Origin of the sequence: Pantoea sp. B65 (assembly GCF_047308185.1) — a bacterium.
In the GTDB taxonomy this organism is placed as follows: domain Bacteria; phylum Pseudomonadota; class Gammaproteobacteria; order Enterobacterales; family Enterobacteriaceae; genus Erwinia.
The window spans coordinates 1-17949 of record NZ_JAHXPU010000036.1; the positions used below are offsets into that span (position 1 = coordinate 1).

The window sequence follows — 17949 nt, forward strand, 5'->3', positions numbered from 1 at the left end:
CGAATGTTACCGCTATGGCAGCGACGGCATGCGTATCAGTAAAGTCAGCCGCCGCCAGAGCGGCAACAGCCTGCAGACGCAGAGGGTAACCTATTTACCCGGCCTTGAGCGGCACACCAGCCATACCGGCGAAACCCTGAAGGCGGAGCTGCACACCCTCACCGCCGGTGAAGCCGGTGCGGCGCAGGTGCGGCTGCTGCACTGGCAGAGCGGACTGCCCGCCGGTATCAGCAATAACTCGCTGCGCTACAGCTACGATAACCTCACCGGCAGCAGCGGGCTGGAAGTGGATGCGCAGGGCGAGTTAATCAGTCAGGAGGAGTATTACCCGTATGGCGGTACGGCGATCCGCACGGCAAGAAGCCAGGCGGAAGCGGAGTATAAAACCCGCCGCTACAGCGGCAAGGAACGCGATGCCAGCGGGCTGTATTACTACGGTTACCGTTATTATCAGTGCTGGGCCGGGCGCTGGCTGAGCGCCGATCCGGCCGGGAACCTGGCCGGGCTCAATTTGTATATAATGGTAATCAATAACCCGGTGAGCTATCGTGATCCTGATGGGTTAATGCCACATAGAATTTATCCACCTGGCGAGCACCCCGATACTGATCAACGCATCTATAAAAAACTATCACAATGGACGGCAATGCATGGTGCTGAAATTATCGCTGAGAATCTGACGATCATTGCACAACAAGATAAAGAGAAACGGGTAGTGATTGAAAATAGTTTAAAACGCGCTAAAACGGTACTGGATAGGGCTCTGCTTATGGCACATAGTCATCCTTCCGCCACACAAACGCTGCTTGAACCCTATATAGGTAAAGCTGATGTTGAGTTATTTTCATCATTAGTCAAAGTTTGGGCGATGACCAGAGATGTTATTCAGACGATTCGGAATGATACAGTAAAACGCTCGCGATTTTCCCTAATAAGATATTTGCATGAAAAATCCGATGTTATCGCTGCGGCAATAGCTGATGAGGGCGCAGTTATTCTGGCTGAAAGCTTTTTTAGCGACTCCCCTGAGGTCAGGGTTAAAAATCTGATTCACGAATACAGCCATATGGAAACATTCAAAGATACCGCTTTGGGATTGAGTGTAACCGGTCCGGAAACGACCGATTACTGGTATCTTGATGATGAAATGACGGCAGAGCATTCCACAGATATTTTGTCACAGGGTATTATGGGGATCAAAGAAGAGGAAGGGATTTTCCAGACGGATGCTATCAGGAATAAAATAAGAGAATTAACCGGATACCCTACCCTGACGCGCAGGCAAGCTGTACGCGGCTTTAATAAATATCTTTGGATCCGTCAGGCGCTGGGGGTGCTTAATCCCGATACTGTCGCCGGATCGGGGATGGCGATTTACCGTGCCAGCGCTCACTATTTTGCGTAACATCAACGCATAGATGCAAAAAAAAACGCCTGACGCATACCCCATCAGGCGTTTCTTACCGCTAGTGGAAAAACCGCCGGGTGGTGAGAAAATCAGTTCATCACCGCAACAAAGCTAAAAGCGATAATCACTAACAGTGAGCCAACGGTGGTCATCAGAGATAACTTCAGATTGGTATCCATACTACGCTCCTAAAAGACCCATAAGTCATGAGTATACAATCAATAACTGTGTGGATTTTCCCACAGTTGCAAGTAAAAATCTCGTTTTCTTCTCACAGCCTTGATAGAATTCTTTTTTTCCGTTGCGCAACAACTGCAACACCGCGTTACTTGCCGTGTTTCCTGACGTCATTCTCCTTCCCGACGTCACTCAGAATGCAACAATGAACCCCCATGGCCGCCTGAAAATCGCCAGGGGTACGCAAACGTTTAACATGCTATTTATCAATGCGTTGAGATAAGCGCAGGAGTACCAGTTTAATGGCAACAATTAAGGATGTGGCGAAACGCGCCGGTGTTTCCACCACCACCGTTTCACATGTCATCAATAAAACACGCTTTGTCGCTGAAGATACGCGCGAAGCGGTTTGGGCCGCCATCAAAGCGCTGCACTACTCGCCCAGCGCCGTTGCACGTAGTCTGAAGGTTAACCATACCAAATCGATTGGTCTGCTGGCGACCTCCAGTGAAGCGCCCTACTTTGCTGAAATTATTGAAGCGGTAGAGACCCGCTGCTTTGCCAAAGGCTATACGCTGATCCTCGGTAACGCCCATAACGATCTGCAAAAGCAGCAGGCGTATCTGTCGATGATGGCGCAAAAACGCGTCGATGGCCTGCTGGTGATGTGTTCTGAGTATCCGGATGACCTGCTGAAAATGCTGGAAGAGAATCGCAATATCCCGATGGTGGTGATGGACTGGGGCGAATCGCGCGGCGACTTTACCGATACCGTGCTGGATAATGCCTTTGAGGGTGGTTATATGGCGGGTCGCTATCTGATCGATCGCGGCCACCGCGATATCGGCGCGATCCCCGGCCAGCTGGAGCGTAATACCGGCGGCGGCCGTCATGCCGGTTTTCTGAAAGCGCTGCACGAAGCCAGCATCCATGTGCGCGATGAGTGGATTGTGCAGGGTGACTTTGAACCGGAATCCGGTTATCGCGCCATGCAGCAAATTCTGTCGCAGAAGCAGCGGCCAACCGCAGTGTTTTGCGGCGGCGATATTATGGCGATGGGGGCGATTTGCGCCGCCGATGAGATGGGCCTGCGGGTGCCGCAGGATATTTCGGTGATCGGTTATGATAATGTGCGTAACGCGCGCTATTTCACACCGGCGCTGACCACTGTGCATCAGCCAAAAGAACGTCTCGGGCAAACCGCCTTTGATATGCTGCTGGACCGCATTACCAGTAAACGCGAAGATCCTCAGACCATTGAAGTGCATCCTTCACTGATCGAGCGCCGTTCCGTCGCCGATGGCCCATTCCGCGATTATCGTCGCTAATCTTCTGGCCGGCCACGGCGGTGGCCGGTGATCACGCCTCGTGCAACCACTCGGCATTCATGGTTTCCGCATCGCCCAGATAATCCAGTAGCCAGCTCAGCGCCGGCGACGCGCTCTGTTCTGCCCAGCTGACGCAACATGGGCTGTCGGGAAAACCCGCCGGCAGGCTCAGCTCCGTCAGTTCGCCACTGGCGAGCAACGGTGCGGCGAAGTGCCCGGGCACCATACCAACGCATAATCCCGCCAGCAGACAATCAAAGGCGGTATCCCAGTCCGGCGCCACCAGACGCCGCTGATTATCCAGCGTCCAGGTAATCCGCTTCGGTAAGCTGCGCGAGGTATCTTCCAGCACCAGCGACGGCCACTGACGAATCGTCTCTTCCTCTATCGTTCCCTGCTGCCGCGCCAGCGGATGTCCGGCACTGACCACGCAGCGCCAGTTTAGCGCCCCCATATCGCGAAAACCAAAACGCCCGCCGACCGGGATCGCCTGGGTGGCGCCAATCGCCATATCAACCCGCCCGTCCACCAGCGCATCCCAGACGCCATTAAATACCTCATGGGAAACCAGCAGTTCCATATCCGGGAAATGGCGATAGAAATCGAGTACCAGCTGGCGGCTGCGCTGCGGTTTAACAATCAAATCGATCGCGATACTTAACTGCCCGCGCCAGCCATTGGCCACCTGCTGACACTGACGGCGGGTGGCAAGCATTTTTTTGATAACAGCGCGGCCTTCCTGAATAAAAACTTTACCGGCAGCGGTAAGTACCACATCGCGATGGCGGCGTTCAAACAGCTGAACCGCCAGCCACTGCTCCAGCTGACGTACGGTATAGCTGACCGCCGAGGGCACACGATGCAGCTCACTGGCGGCGGCGCTAAAACTGCCGGTACGTGCAACCGCATCAACCACTTCAAGAGAATGTTCTGACCACATATCCTGCCTGCAAAATTTTTCAACGCAATAGGCAAATATTAGCGTTTCACAAGCCACAGTGCACCCGCTTACACTCTGCGCGTTACATCACCTGCATAAAAAAGAGTTATCTGATGATCAAGTCAAAAGGATTTATTGTTTACCTGGCGCTGTTAAGCATGCTGGGTTTTCTTGCTACCGATATGTACCTGCCGGCGTTTGGCGCCATGCAACAGGACCTGCACACCCATCCTGGCGCTATCAGCGCCAGCCTGAGTATCTTCCTTGCCGGTTTTGCCTGTGCGCAACTGTTCTGGGGGCCACTGTCGGATCGCATCGGGCGTAAACCGGTGCTGGTAATGGGGCTGAGTCTGTTTGCCCTCGGTTGCGCCGGTATGCTGCTGGTGCAGGATGCCACCCTGCTGCTGGTGTTGCGCTTTATCCAGGCGGTGGGGGTCTGTTCCGCAGCGGTCAGCTGGCAGGCGCTGGTCGTCGACCGCTATCACGGTGCGCAGGCTAATCGTGTCTTCGCCACCATTATGCCGCTGGTAGCGCTCTCTCCGGCGCTGGCGCCGCTGCTGGGCGCCTGGCTGCTGAACCATTTTAGCTGGCGCGCGATCTTTGTCGCACTGCTGCTGATTGCGCTGGCATTGCTGATCCCGACGCTGCGGCTTAAATCTGCGACAGTAAAAAACCGCGTCAGCGTGCAACCCCTGGTCAGCTTTCTGCTGTTGCTGAAATCGCGCATCTGGAGTGGCAATGTGCTGATTTATGCCGCCTGTTCCGCCAGTTTTTTTGCCTGGCTGACCGGTTCGCCGTTTATTCTTGCCGATCTGGGGCTGACGCCAGGCGATATCGGTCTGAGTTATATTCCGCAAACGCTGGCTTTTTTACTGGGTGGTTTTGGCTGTCGCGCGTTGCTACAGCGTCTGGCAGGCGCCACCCTGTTGCGCTGGCTGCTGCTGGGTTATGCCATCAGCATCAGCGCCATCTTTGCCGTGGCGCTGTCCGGCCAGGTAACACTGACGGCGCTACTGGTCCCGTTTTGCGGTATGGCGATGGCGAATGGCGCGATCTATCCGATTGTGGTGGCTAACGCACTGCTGCCCTTCCCCGAGGCCACCGGAAAAGCCGCAGCATTACAGAATATGCTGCAACTCGGTCTGTGCTTTCTCGCCAGCATGGCCGTATCGACGCTAATTGCCGAAACGCTGCTGACCACCACCGCAATTATGTTGCTGACCGTTGTTCTTGCTTTGATCGGATATGCGCTACAATTTCAGCGCAAGAGCGAAAAACAGCGGTTGGTCAAAGCAGTCGACGCCACATCACATCAGTGAATGAAATCATTTAGTTAGCTCGCTAACAATATTGTATTGAATATTGCCTGCCGTGAGCATATACTCATCTAAGGCAATATTATATAACAATAAATTAACATTATTTGGTCAGACCTGACAGGGCTGTCGTGGTGTTTTACGGCGTGGCATTCGCAACGCATCTCTGCAGGACCAAACCTGAGTATCGATATTGCAGCCAGTCGCGGGAAACCGGGGCAGCATATCTGCCGCCTGCGCTACTAACATCGCTGCAGCATCAGTAAGGCAAGGTATTTTTCGTTCATTTTCAATCCTCTGTTAAACGTCGGATATCAGGCGCACGGATTTTCCGTGAGTTCTCTCACAATCCTGTAGAAATTAGCTATTCTAATTCTCAGGTTCTAATCACAGCAGGTGATGGAGAAGCTATGAGTTCATCGTGTATAGAAGAATTGGGCCTGGAAGAAAATCACTGGTATCGCATCGTCCATGAAATGCTGCAGGTAGCCGGTGTGGAAGTGAATGGCTCTCACCCCTGGGATATCCAGGTGAAAAATCCCGATTTTTTCCGGCGTGTATTGCAGGAAGGCTCACTGGGGCTCGGCGAAAGCTATATGGATGGCTGGTGGGAGTGTGAACGCCTCGATATGTTTTTTCATCGGGTGTTAAAACATAAACTTGACCAGCAACTCCCGCGCCATTTCAAAGATACGTTGCGCATCGCAGCGGCACGGCTGACTAATCTGCAATCAAAAAAACGCGCCTGGATTGTCGGCAAAGAGCATTACGATCTCGGTAACGATCTTTTCTCATTCATGCTCGATTCCCATCTGCAATACTCCTGCGGTTACTGGAAACAAGCGAAGACGCTTGAAGAAGCGCAGCAGGCCAAGCTGAAAATGATCTGCGAAAAACTGCAGCTGCAGCCAGGCATGTCGCTGCTGGATATCGGCTGCGGCTGGGGCGGTCTGGCGGCGTTTGCCGCGCGCCATTATCATGTCAGGGTAGTCGGCGTGACTATCTCTGCCGAGCAACAGAAACTGGCGCAACAGCGTTGCGAGGGTCTGGACGTGACCATCCTGCTGCAGGATTATCGCGATCTGGCGCAGAAGTTTGACCGAATTGTTTCCGTGGGGATGTTTGAACATGTCGGGCCGAAAAATTATGCCACCTATTTTGACGTTGCCGACCGCAATTTAAAACAGGATGGCATTTTCCTGCTGCACACCATTGGCACGATTAAAACCGATATGAACGTTGACCCGTGGATTGATAAATATATCTTCCCGAACGGCTGTCTGCCGTCGATACGTCAGATTGCCGATGCCAGTGAGCCGCACTTTGTGATGGAAGACTGGCATAATTTTGGTGCGGATTACGACACCACCCTGATGGCATGGTATCAGCGTTTCCTTGAAGCCTGGCCGCAGCTGGCGGAAGATTACGGCGAACGATTTAAACGGATGTTTAGTTACTACCTTAATGCCTGTGCCGGTGCTTTTCGCGCCCGCGATATCCAGTTGTGGCAAGTGGTATTCAGCCATGGGATTGAGGGTGGATTGCGGGTACCGCATTAACGACGGGATGTATTAATGCAAAGGGAGGCATTAATGCAAAGGGAGGCATTAATGCAAAGGGAGGCATTAATGCCTCCCCTACGGTTAGGGTGTGATAGATCGCCCTTTATTGTTCTGCCGGGGATTCCGCTTCCGCCAGCAGCGCCGCTTCGCGCTGTGCCAGAACCCGCTCCACCGTTTCCACTATCGCCTGGGTCTGTGGGTCAATTTCAATATTGACACGCTGCCCCAGTTTTTTCTCGCCCAGCGTGGTACGCGCCAGCGTCTCGGGGATCAGGTGCACGCAGAATTTACTTTTAGTGACATCTCCCACCGTCAGGCTAATACCGTCAATACCGATATAACCTTTACGCAGAATAAATTTCATCACCTCTGCATCCTGCGGTTTAAACCAGATTTCGCGATTATTCTCTGAATTAATAATCTTGCAGATCTCAGCGGTGGTCATAATATGGCCGGACATTAAATGGCCGCCGATCTCATCGCTAAATTTCGCCGCACGTTCCACGTTAACTTTATCGCCGCTCTCCAGCTCACCGAGATTGGTAATACGCAGCGTCTCTTTCATCAGATCAAAACTGACCTGTTCACCGTCAACCCGGGTAACCGTCAGGCAGCAGCCGTTATGGGCCACCGAGGCGCCTAAGGCCAGGCCTGGCATCATCTCAGCCGGTAATTTGACGATGTGCGTACGGAAATTGGTTTTCTCTACAATAGACAGCACCTCAGCGGTGCCCTGCACAATACCAGTAAACATGCTTCAAGCCTCAGTCTGTTTTTGGCAATCTTAACACATCTGCCATGCTGCTCTGATACCAGCCGGCAGCAACCTGTGCTGAGTGTATAACATAAAGAGCGATTATCAGGCCAGGTGATTGGCTTAAAGCGCCACGACCGTTACACTACGCGGCTTAATCTACTGATTTATATTCATTCGCCCATCAGGGCGTTAAATTTTTTCACCCTGATAAAACCAGACAAGGTGTTTGTGTGCAGAAGTATCTGACAGAAGCGCGTCAATTATTAGCCCTCGCCATCCCGGTGATCCTCGCGCAAGTCGCGCAGACCGCCATGGGTTTTGTCGATACCATTATGGCCGGCGCCGTCAGCGCCACGGATATGGCCGCCGTCGCAGTCGGCACCTCCATCTGGTTGCCGACCATCCTGTTTGGTCATGGCCTGGTGCTGGCCTTAACGCCGATTGTTGCGCAGCTTAACGGTTCCGGCCGCCGCGATCGCATTGCCCATCAGGTTCGCCAGGCCTACTGGCTGGCGGGATCGGTTGCCGTACTGATTATGCTGGTGTTGTATAACGCCGGCTTTATCATCAGCGCGATGAAGGGGATGGACCCGGAGATGGCGCGTATTGCCATTGGTTATCTGCATGCCCTGCTGTGGGGGGCGCCTGGTTATTTATTCTTTCAGGTGGCGCGTAGCCAGTGTGAAGGGCTGTCGAAAACCAAGCCTGGTATGGTTCTGGGTTTTATCGGTCTGCTGGTCAATATTCCGGTTAACTACATTTTTATCTATGGCCATTTCGCTATGCCGGCGCTGGGCGGCATTGGCTGTGGCGTCGCCACCGCCTCGGTATATTGGGTGATGTTTATTCTGATGAAAGCCTGGATCAATCGCGCCTCTTCACTGCGCGATATCCGCTTAGCCAGCCGTTTTGATGCCCCTGACTGGAAAGTTCTCTACCGCTTAGCCAGCCTGGGTATGCCGGTGGCGCTGGCGCTGTTTTTCGAGGTGACACTGTTTGCGGTGGTGGCGCTGCTGGTGGCGCCATTGGGTATCGTCAAGGTGGCCGGCCACCAGATCGCACTCAACTTCAGTTCGCTGATGTTTGTTCTGCCGCTGTCGCTGGGAGTGGCAACCACCATTCGCGTCGGCTTTCGTCTCGGCCAGGGATCCACCGAAGGCGCCCGAATCGCGGCATGGACCGCGCAGGCGGTTGGCGTGATGCTGGTATCGGTTACCGCCACCTTTACGGTGATTTTCCGCGAGCAAATTGCGCTGCTGTATAACGATAATCCGGAAGTGGTCACGCTGGCGGCGCAACTGATGCTGCTGGCGGCGATTTATCAGTTTTCCGACTCCATTCAGGTGATTGGCAGCGGGATTTTGCGCGGTTATAAAGATACCCGTTCGATCTTCTTTATCACCTTTATCGCTTACTGGGTGCTGGGGCTGCCGGCGGGTTATGTGCTGGCGCTGACCGACTGGGTGGTGCCCGCTCTCGGTCCGGCCGGGTTCTGGTGCGGCTTTATTATTGGCCTGACCTCATCGGCGGTGATGATGATCTGGCGGATGCGCCGGTTGCAGCAGCTACCGGCGGAAGTGATCCTCGCACGCGCAGCACATTAATTTTTGCCTCCGGTCGTGCGGCGCACGTTTAAAAAAACGGCGTGTCGCACAGTTGCGCAGCAATCGGCAACAAAAATAGATGTTTCCGCTTGCCAGCCGGATAAGCTGCCGTTAATATTCGTCCCCGTTGTCAACACGATAGCGATTGATTGCGTTCTTAGCTCAGTTGGTTAGAGCACCACCTTGACATGGTGGGGGTCGGAGGTTCGAGTCCTCTAGAACGCACCAAAGCACCAGTTTGTGCGTCCGTAGCTCAGTTGGTTAGAGCACCACCTTGACATGGTGGGGGTCGGTGGTTCGAGTCCACTCGGACGCACCAAAATGGGTTGCCGTTTTAACTGCCATAATTCGCCATCGTTTAATCATAGTTATTTGCGTTCTTAGCTCAGTTGGTTAGAGCACCACCTTGACATGGTGGGGGTCGGAGGTTCGAGTCCTCTAGAACGCACCACTCCCCTGTTGCCGCAATACTCTCCCGGTTTCCCTCTGAAATCAGCTTAGCGCTGAAAATGATGCATAAAAGCTTTTTGCAACGCCAGCATCGACACCGACTGGTGTGACTGATCCGCATGAATAAATAGCTCAAGCTGTAGATCGGTTATCGCGCCGGCCTGTAGCGTCCACGCCAGCTCCCTGATGCCATCCACCATGCGCCGTTGCCTGCGATGCCGGGTCAGCGTAACCCGTTCCTCCTCCGCCAGCCCCAGCTCCCAGCGTTGCAGCGACTGCTCATATTCCCCCACCGAAAGAAACAGCACCGATGGCTGCTGCAGGGTCGGCTGCCGGGCAAAATGCGCGGCTACTTTACTGATATAGCCATCATTCCACCAGACTGACGGGCTTGACGCATAGTAGTGGCTAAAGCTGTCACTGCGGGTAAATAGCGTATTGAGCGTAAACAGTCCGCCATAAGAGTGGCCGAACAGCGCCTCGCGCTGCCGGTCGATCGCCAGCCATTCGCCAACCCGGCACTTCAGCTCCTGGCGGATAAAGGCCAGAAAAGCGTCCGACTGCCCGGCCATCCCCGGCGGATACCAGCCGCCATGCGGACTGGCTTCCGGCGTCAGCTGTTGCACGGCCGGGCGATAGTCGCGCTCACGCCGGCTGCCGTCCGGGTAATCAATCGCCACCACTACGCCGGGGGTCATGCCGCAACGCGGGTGCGCCAGAGTACGCATCAGATGTTCCGCAATCGGAAAATGGCTGGCGCCGTCCAGCAGATAAATAACCGGCCACCCCTGTTGCGGCGGCGTTTCATCCGGCCAGCACAACTGGATACGGTAATCGCCGCAGGCTGATGAATGGAAAATTTCTTCCCGGCTATGACAGAACTGATACATATGGCTAAATTCCCGCTTCTGTTATCCACTGATTATCGCTGGTATGATCACAATATCTATCATACTGATAAACAAGGCTGATGCCATCACGCCGTCAGGATAAAATCGCTATTGCGCCGGATGCATTTTCCCGCGCGCTGAAAGCTATTTTCTCCATGCCGCAACCGCCGGATGGCTGCCCCTGACGATGATCGACAGGGTATTTTACCGCTTACATTGCCTTTTTTATCTGACTCTCTCATCACCAACAATTTGGCTTACGTTTGCGCAACATCACTTTTCCTTGATCTCAGCCGGTTTGTTGCACCGCTTTTTAATTGGTTTTCGCACACTTAGCGACTATAATACCAGGCGTTGTTTCACTTGAATGGTTTCAGCCAATTGACGTGTCCTTACTTACAACGATTATCGTTTGCGCAACACAGCCCGGCGGGCTTGCTGAACCATCCGCACAACTTCCTCTGCACGCTTTATATCTGTCACCTATTCTTATTCTGTATCGCAGTTCGCTTGTTACCAGGCACTAATTTCTCCTTCGGTGGCTACACCATCGAAATCAATCCTTTATCATCCATCACAACTTATAGATAACTTGCTCATGAAAAAGACCAAGATCGTATGTACTATCGGACCAAAAACCGAATCAGAAGAAATGCTGACCAGCCTGCTTGATGCAGGTATGAACGTAATGCGCCTTAACTTCTCACACGGTGATTATGCCGAACATGGTCAGCGCATCACTAACATGCGTAACGTCCTGAGCAAAACCGGTCATCAGGCCGCAATACTGCTCGACACCAAAGGCCCGGAAATCCGCACCATGAAACTGGAAGGCGGTGTTGATGCCTCCCTGAAAGCGGGTCAGACCTTTACCTTTACCACTGACCAGTCAGTTATCGGTAATACCGAGCGTGTGGCGGTGACCTACCCGGGTTTCGCTTCTGACCTGAAAATTGGCAACACCGTACTGGTTGATGACGGCCTGATCGGAATGGAAGTGACTGAAGTCACCGAAAACACCGTGGTCTGTAAAGTGCTGAACAACGGCGACCTCGGCGAAAACAAAGGTGTTAACCTGCCAGGCGTTTCCATTCAGCTGCCAGCACTGGCAGAAAAAGATAAACGCGACCTGATTTTTGGTTGCGAGCAGGGCGTTGACTTCGTTGCCGCCTCTTTTATCCGTAAACGTTCTGACGTGCTGGAGATCCGCGAGCATTTGCAGCAGCACGGCGGCGAGCATATCCAGATCATCTCCAAGATCGAAAACCAGGAAGGCCTGAACAACTTCGACGAAATCCTTGATGCCTCTGACGGTATCATGGTGGCGCGTGGTGACCTCGGCGTGGAAATCCCGGTTGAAGAAGTGATCTTCGCTCAGAAGATGATGATCAAAAAATGCAATCGCGCGCGTAAAGTGGTGATCACCGCCACCCAGATGCTCGATTCAATGATCAAAAACCCACGCCCTACCCGTGCGGAAGCCGGTGACGTGGCTAACGCCATCCTTGACGGTACCGATGCAGTAATGCTGTCAGGCGAGAGCGCTAAGGGTAAATACCCGCTGGAGTCCGTGACCATTATGGCGACCATCTGCGAACGTACCGATCGCGTGATGAAGAGCCGTATTGACGCCCAGAACGACAACCGCAAAATGCGCATCACCGAAGCGGTATGTCGCGGTGCGGTAGAAACGGCAGAAAAACTGGAAGCGCCACTGATTGTGGTAGCAACCGAAGGCGGCAAATCCGCCAAGTCCATCCGTAAGTACTTCCCGAACGCAACCATCCTGGCGCTGACCACCAATGCCCTGACAGCACGTCAGTTGCTGCTGAGCAAAGGCATCGTTACCCATGTGGTGAAAGAGATCGCCTCTACCGACGATTTCTACCGTATTGGTAAAGAAGCGGCACTGGAAAGTGGCTATGCGCAGAAAGGCGAAGTCGTGGTTATGGTATCCGGCGCATTAGTGCCAAGTGGCACCACTAACACCGCATCGGTTCACGTCCTCTAATCCAGGATTACCCCTTATTGCTAAAAAGCGCCCTCCGGGCGCTTTTTTTATGACACGGATAAACAGTTTCTAAGAAAATTCCAATCGAAAATAACTATTCAATTTCGGAAATAACAAAGATTAATCCGATTAAAACTTTCTGTTTTCTTTTAATTTTTTGTTTTTTTTGAGCAGAAAGATGCTTCTTTGAGCGAACGATCAAATTTAGGCGTGTTATCAGCAAAAAATTATTCTCATTAGAAAATAGTTTGTGTAATACTTGTAACGCTACATGGAGATTAACTCAATCTAGAGGGTATAAATAATGAATCGTACTAAACTGGTACTGGGCGCGGTAATCCTGGCTTCAACTCTGCTGGCTGGTTGTTCTAGCAATGCTAAAATCGACCAACTGTCTACCGACGTTCAGACTCTGAACGCGAAAGTTGACCAGCTGAGCAACGACGTGAACGCAATCCGTTCTGACGTTCAGGCTGCTAAAGATGACGCAGCTCGTGCTAACCAGCGTCTTGACAACCAGGCTCACGCTTACAAAAAATAAGCGTTCTGGTACTGTAAAAATGGCGCACATAGTGCGCCATTTTTTTTGTCTGTTTTTCCGCACTTACCACGTCTCCTGCCCAATTCCTCCTACCAGCAGCACCTGCTGCCAACCACAGCCCTCCATGGCCATTCAGCGCTATTGTGCCGGCTTTTCTCCACTGGCCTGTGAGATGGTGGCGGGTTGAGTTACCGGCGCCGCAGAATGCGTCTGCTGCTGTATAATCGCTGGCAGTGGCGTATTTTCATCCACCTGTTCCCCGGTATTCACCAACACCGGCATCCCTGAGCGCCGCGCCATCACCTGGGCGATAAGCTGGCGGTCACTTTCCGGGCGGTTGATAAAAGCCCGCGCCTCTTTCGTCAACGGTAACGTCATGGTTTGCGGATCGTCACTCTCGGCATGTGATAGCGGCTGATGCACTTCGATGTAGCGCTTACCGTCCGGCTCAACGGCATACTTCACCGGCTGATTAATCACCTGCACACGCGTACCGACCGGCACGCTATTAAACAGCGCCTCGATATCCTGGGGCCGCAAACGGATACAGCCGGAGCTGACGCGCATCCCGATACCAAAGTCGGCATTAGTACCATGGATCAGGTACTGGCCCTTACCGTACGCCAGGCGCAGCGCAAACAGCCCCATCGGGTTATCCGGCCCGGCCAGTATTACGCCGGGCAGCGTCACGCCATTCTGCGCATAGCGTTTACGGATATTGGCGGTAGGCGTCCAGCTGGGGTTGGGGATTTTCTGTCCGATACTGGTGACCACCAGCGGGGTAATGATGCCCTGCTGACCAATGCCGATGGGGTAAACAATCACTTTGTTCTCGCCCGGTGGGTAGTAGTAGAGGCGTAACTCGGCAAGATTGACCACGATCCCTTCGCGTTTGGTATCCGGCAACAGCATCTGGGTGGGGATAGTGAGTTCAGTATTGGCTTTCGGCAGCCAGGGATCGGTGCCCGGATTCGCTTCCAGCATGCCCAGCAGGCCAATCTTATAGCTGGCGGCAATGCTTTCCAGTGAACGGTTATCGCCTGGCACGATATAGGTACTGTTCTCGCCGATCAGGCGGCTGTTTTCGGCAGGCAAGGGATATTCTGTCGCGCTGGCGACGCGCGTCCCGGCAATCAGAGTAAGGAGTAAAACTCCGACAAGGTGTAACACAGGTTTCATGCGCAACTCTCTCGTTATGAAATAAGGACACCCCGCTAAGCGAGACGAGGTGTTCAACGAGAAGTGTAGCTTAGCTAAGCGCCTGCGCTTTGAGGCGAATTGCGCGGATCATCGCTTCCAGCCCCTGCGAACGGGACGGAGTGAGGTGCTGGGTAAGGGCAAGCTGCTCAAACCACGGACGCACATCAAAGCTGACGATTTCACGCGCCGTCATCTGCTGATACAGGATAAATACGATAGCAATCAGTCCTTTAACAATAGCTGCATCGCTGTCGCCACGCAGCTGAATGGTACCGTCGCTGGCCTGATCCATTACTATCCATACCTGGCTCTGACAACCGGAAATGCTGTATTCCGGCAGGTGCAATGAATCGGACAATTCTGGTAAAACTGCGCCCAATTCAATTACGTACAGATACTTTTCTTCCCAGTTGGCGCAGCGATTAAAATTGCGCACCAGCTTTTCTTTATCTGGCAGTGTCGCCATCAGTTCCTCCCTTGCCTGCCAGGCAGACTCAGCCGCCCAGCAAACGATGAATACGTAGCAGACCAGCCACCAGCCGATCGGCCTCTTCTTCGCTATTATACATAGCAAAAGAGGCACGACACATCGCCGGAACCTGGTAATAACTCATCAGCGGCATGGCACAGTGATGGCCGGTGCGGATCGCAATGCCATACTGATCGAGAAAACTGCCCACGTCATAGGCGTGATGGCGGCCAAGATTAAAGGCAATCACGCCAGCGCGCTGCTGCGGTCCGTAGATAATCAGATCGGGAACCGTTGCCAGTTTATCCAGCGCATAGCGCATCAGCATCTGCTCACGCTGGTGGATATTGTCCAGCCCCAGCGCTGTCACATAGGCCAGCGCGGCGCCAAAGCCGATAATCCCGCCGGTGTTCGGCGTGCCGGCCTCAAAACGCCATGGCGCAGCGGCAAAGGTGGTGCCTTCAGTCAGGCTGACGCTGGCGATCATCGAACCGCCCCCTTCCCACGGCGGCATCTGGTCGAGCAGCGCTTTGCGCCCGTACAATACCCCAATACCGGTCGGACCATAGATTTTATGGCCGGAGAAGACGTAAAAATCGCAGTCAATATCCTGCACATCGACGTGCTGGTGCATGACCGCCTGAGCGCCATCGACCAGCGTGACGACACCCGCAGCTTTCGCCTGCGCCACCAGCGCTTTTACCGGGTTAACGGTGCCAAGCACGTTGGAGACCTGCGTCACCGCCAGCAGGCGCGTGCGGCTGTCGATCAGCGACGGCAGTCGCGCCATCTCCAGTTCGCCTTCCGGCGTCAGCGGCAGGACACGAATTTCAGCGCCCACACGCTCCGCCACCATCTGCCATGGCACAATATTGGCGTGATGCTCCATCTGGGTGATGATAATGTTATCACCCGCCTGCAACTGGCTACCGCCCCAGCTGCTGGCCACCAGGTTAATCCCTTCGGTGGTGCCCTTCACGAACACAATCTCTTCCGGTGAAGCGGCATTCAGGAAACGCGCGGCCTGATTACGCACGTTTTCCATATCGGTGGTGGCTTCAGCGCTCATGGTATGAATGCCACGGTGCACCGCGGCATAACCGTGCTGATAAAAATGGCTTTCCGCGTTAATCACCGACAGCGGTTTTTGCGCACTGGCAGCACTGTCGAGATAGGCCAACGGCTGGCCGTTGACCTCGCGCGCCAGAATCGGGAAATCCGCTCTGACGCGCGCAAGATCAAAATTCATTGTTGGCCTCCGGGAAGCGCCGGGAGATACGCTGCAACACCACCTCTTTCAGCGCTTCATCAGTTATCGCTTCCGTCAGTTCAGCGGCGAAAGCATAAATAATCATGCGCTGCGCTGACTCTTCGTCAATCCCGCGCGAGCGCAGATAGAACATCTGCTCATCGTCAATCCGGCCAATGGTCGCGCCATGGCTGCATTTCACGTCATCAGCATAGATTTCCAGCTGCGGTTTGGTATCCACTTCCGCCAGGCGTCCCAACAGCAGGTTGTTGTTGGTCATCTGTCCGTCAGTTTTTAGCGCGTGCTTCGCCACTTTAATCATGCCGTTAAACACCGCTTTGGCGCGGTCGCGCACAATGGTTTTATGCAGCTGACGGCTCTGGCAATAGCCTTTATTGTGTTCCAGATAAGTCCGGCTATCGGACACGTCTTTATCCACCGGCAGCATCAGGCTGTTAATCACCAGGTCACTGTTTTCGCCATTGAGCTGAGAGCTGGTGTTGTGCCGCGTCAGACCGGCGCCCAGCAAGAAGCTCTGGCTGCGCATCCGGCAATCACGCAGCAGCGTAATGTCATTGTGGGAAAAGTGGTAGCTACCGGCATTCTCAAACGCCAGTTTGCTATGGGTCAGGCGGGCATTATTACCCAGCGCCATGGTGAGGCGCGCGCCGGTAAAATGTACCGCATCATTCAGGCTGACATAGTGCTCAATCACTTCGGCTTCAGCGCCATCGTCAAGTTGCAGATGGTGGCGATAGTGCGAGGTATTCATCTGCGCCGTACCGCTGCCGCTGCTAATATGCAGCAGATAAAGCGGACGCGGCGCCAGTTTGCCACGGGCCAGATGCACGGTAGTCGCCTCTTCCGCCAGGCTTTCCGTCAGATGCAGAAACACTTCCGGCTGAATCGGCGCCTCAAAGGCGCGCCGCGCTGCGGAGTGCGAGATCTGTACATCAAACAGATCAAAGTGGCTGTCACTGAATTCGGCGCTGAACTTGCCGTCAATATACACCAGCCGCACCGCATCAAGATCCAACGACAGCGCCGCCAGCTGTTCCGCGCTGACATGGCCGTTTTCCGCCAGCACAAAGCTTTCGGCAAACAGGGTTTCCAGGGGGGTATATTTCCAGTTTTCCTGTTTGCGCGTCGGTAAACCTAAACGCAGCAGTTGCTGCCAGTGTTGCTGGGCCTGCAGCGAACGATTCCCGCCGCGCGACTCAAACAGATGGTGCCACTGTTGCAGCGCGTTTTCACTACTCTTCGTCGGTAAGCCAGCCATAGCCCTGCTCCTCCAACTGTTTGACTAAGCTAAAATCGCCCGATTTGACGATTTTGCCCTGATACAGTACATGGACGAAATCCGGTTTAATGTAGTCAAGAATACGCTGATAGTGGGTCACGATAATAAACGCGCGTTTGCCATCGCGCAGGCTGTTGACACCGTTAGCGACGATTTTGAGCGCATCAATATCCAGACCGGAGTCGGTCTCGTCCAGAATGCACAGTTCAGGCTCCAGCGCCGCCATCTGCAGAATATCGTTACGTTTTTTCTCACCGCCGGAGAAGCCGACATTGACCGAACGGGTCAGTAAATCTTCCGGCATTTTCAGCAGATGAATTTTATCTTCGATAAAGTCCTGGAAATCGAACCGATCCAGCGCTTCCTGACCGCGATACTTACGCACCGAGTTCACCGCCGTCTGCAGGAAGAACTGGTTACTGACGCCCGGGATCTCAACCGGATACTGGAACGCCATAAAGATACCTTCGCCGGCACGCTCTTCCGGCGCCAGCTCCAGCAGATCCTTGTTCTTAAAGCTGATGCTGCCGCCGACCACTTCATACTCTTCACGCCCGGCCAGGGTCGCGGAGAGGGTACTTTTACCGGAGCCGTTCGGCCCCATAATGGCATGCACTTCGCCGGGCTTGATGTCCAGATCCAGACCGCGCAAAATCGGCTTATCTTCGATACTTACCTGTAAATCTTTAATACTTAACATAGAATTTCCTTCACATTGCCTTCCGGCAACGGTTCTTATCGCGACGC

At 53.7% G+C, this 17949-nt stretch carries 16 protein-coding genes and 3 tRNA genes; 10 read left to right on the top strand and 9 right to left on the bottom strand.

All coding sequences use genetic code 11. The features are described 5' to 3' along the window. A partial coding sequence (locus tag JWF83_RS14335; RefSeq protein WP_413650970.1) for an RHS repeat-associated core domain-containing protein occupies positions 1-1405 on the top strand: 1405 nt, incomplete at its 5' end. A 92-nt stretch (positions 1406-1497) separates the two neighbouring features. Here JWF83_RS14335 and JWF83_RS14340 read toward each other — a convergent pair. Further along, positions 1498-1587, bottom strand: a complete 90-nt coding sequence (locus tag JWF83_RS14340) for a YnhF family membrane protein (protein ID WP_267141644.1) — start codon at positions 1585-1587, stop codon at positions 1498-1500. Between the two features lie 300 nt (positions 1588-1887). Here JWF83_RS14340 and purR point away from each other — a divergent pair, with 300 nt between their 5' ends. After that, positions 1888-2913, top strand: a complete 1026-nt coding sequence (gene purR / locus JWF83_RS14345; protein WP_413650971.1) for an HTH-type transcriptional repressor PurR — start codon at positions 1888-1890, stop codon at positions 2911-2913. Positions 2914-2944: 31 nt separating this feature from the next. Here purR and punR read toward each other — a convergent pair whose 3' ends face one another. Next, positions 2945-3853: a DNA-binding transcriptional activator PunR gene (gene punR, locus JWF83_RS14350; protein ID WP_413650973.1), complete on the bottom strand. Its 909-nt coding sequence runs from the start codon at positions 3851-3853 to the stop codon at positions 2945-2947. A gap of 113 nt (positions 3854-3966) precedes the next feature. Here punR and punC point away from each other — a divergent pair, with 113 nt between their 5' ends. Together punC and cfa are read left to right on the top strand one after the other, a co-directional pair. Next, on the top strand, positions 3967-5172 hold the full coding sequence (punC, locus tag JWF83_RS14355; RefSeq protein WP_413650975.1) for a purine nucleoside transporter PunC: 1206 nt from the start codon (positions 3967-3969) through the stop codon (positions 5170-5172). Between the two features lie 407 nt (positions 5173-5579). Beyond that, positions 5580-6728 carry a cyclopropane fatty acyl phospholipid synthase gene (gene cfa, locus JWF83_RS14360; RefSeq protein WP_413650977.1) on the top strand — a complete coding sequence of 383 codons (1149 nt, stop codon included), beginning with the start codon at positions 5580-5582 and terminating at the stop codon, positions 6726-6728. 106 nt (positions 6729-6834) lie between these two features. Here the strand turns inward: cfa and JWF83_RS14365 are convergent, their stop codons facing one another. Continuing rightward, complete coding sequence (locus tag JWF83_RS14365; protein ID WP_413650978.1) at positions 6835-7485, bottom strand: riboflavin synthase subunit alpha; 651 nt, start codon at positions 7483-7485, stop codon at positions 6835-6837. A 233-nt stretch (positions 7486-7718) separates the two neighbouring features. Between JWF83_RS14365 and JWF83_RS14370 the strand changes: the two genes are divergently transcribed. The 4 genes from JWF83_RS14370 to JWF83_RS14385 all read left to right on the top strand — a co-directional run bounded on the left by JWF83_RS14370 (position 7719) and on the right by JWF83_RS14385 (position 9543). After that, positions 7719-9092, top strand: coding sequence for an MATE family efflux transporter (locus JWF83_RS14370; protein ID WP_413650979.1), 1374 nt, complete (start codon positions 7719-7721; stop codon positions 9090-9092). 151 nt (positions 9093-9243) lie between these two features. After that, a tRNA-Val gene (locus JWF83_RS14375) sits at positions 9244-9320 on the top strand. Positions 9321-9334: 14 nt separating this feature from the next. Further along, positions 9335-9411 (top strand) — tRNA-Val (locus JWF83_RS14380). Positions 9412-9466: 55 nt separating this feature from the next. Continuing rightward, positions 9467-9543: transfer RNA gene (locus JWF83_RS14385), tRNA-Val, on the top strand. Positions 9544-9589: 46 nt separating this feature from the next. Here the strand turns inward: JWF83_RS14385 and JWF83_RS14390 are convergent. Further along, entirely contained in the window at positions 9590-10432 is an 843-nt protein-coding gene (locus tag JWF83_RS14390; RefSeq protein ID WP_413650980.1) for an alpha/beta hydrolase, read from the bottom strand. 598 nt (positions 10433-11030) lie between these two features. Between JWF83_RS14390 and pykF the strand changes: the two genes are divergently transcribed. Continuing rightward, positions 11031-12443: a pyruvate kinase PykF gene (gene pykF, locus JWF83_RS14395; RefSeq protein ID WP_413650981.1), complete on the top strand. Its 1413-nt coding sequence runs from the start codon at positions 11031-11033 to the stop codon at positions 12441-12443. A gap of 304 nt (positions 12444-12747) precedes the next feature. Beyond that, positions 12748-12984: a major outer membrane lipoprotein gene (locus JWF83_RS14400; RefSeq protein WP_413650982.1), complete on the top strand. Its 237-nt coding sequence runs from the start codon at positions 12748-12750 to the stop codon at positions 12982-12984. A gap of 138 nt (positions 12985-13122) precedes the next feature. On the opposite strand, the gene JWF83_RS14405 is transcribed toward JWF83_RS14400, so the two are convergent. The 5 genes from JWF83_RS14405 to sufC all read right to left on the bottom strand — a co-directional run bounded on the left by JWF83_RS14405 (position 13123) and on the right by sufC (position 17902). Then, entirely contained in the window at positions 13123-14163 is a 1041-nt protein-coding gene (locus JWF83_RS14405) for a L,D-transpeptidase family protein (RefSeq protein ID WP_413650983.1), read from the bottom strand. A 70-nt stretch (positions 14164-14233) separates the two neighbouring features. Next, positions 14234-14650, bottom strand: coding sequence for a cysteine desulfuration protein SufE (gene sufE / locus JWF83_RS14410; protein ID WP_413650984.1), 417 nt, complete (start codon positions 14648-14650; stop codon positions 14234-14236). Positions 14651-14678: 28 nt separating this feature from the next. After that, positions 14679-15902 carry a cysteine desulfurase SufS gene (sufS, locus tag JWF83_RS14415; protein WP_413650985.1) on the bottom strand — a complete coding sequence of 408 codons (1224 nt, stop codon included), beginning with the start codon at positions 15900-15902 and terminating at the stop codon, positions 14679-14681. Continuing rightward, positions 15892-17181 (bottom strand): Fe-S cluster assembly protein SufD, encoded by a 1290-nt coding sequence (sufD, locus tag JWF83_RS14420; RefSeq protein ID WP_413650986.1) that lies wholly within the window; start codon positions 17179-17181, stop codon positions 15892-15894. The genes sufS and sufD overlap by 11 nt, the downstream gene beginning before the upstream one ends. Continuing rightward, complete coding sequence (gene sufC / locus JWF83_RS14425; RefSeq protein WP_413650988.1) at positions 17156-17902, bottom strand: Fe-S cluster assembly ATPase SufC; 747 nt, start codon at positions 17900-17902, stop codon at positions 17156-17158. Before sufC ends, sufD begins: the two co-directional genes overlap by 26 nt. Positions 17903-17949 lie beyond the last annotated feature (47 nt).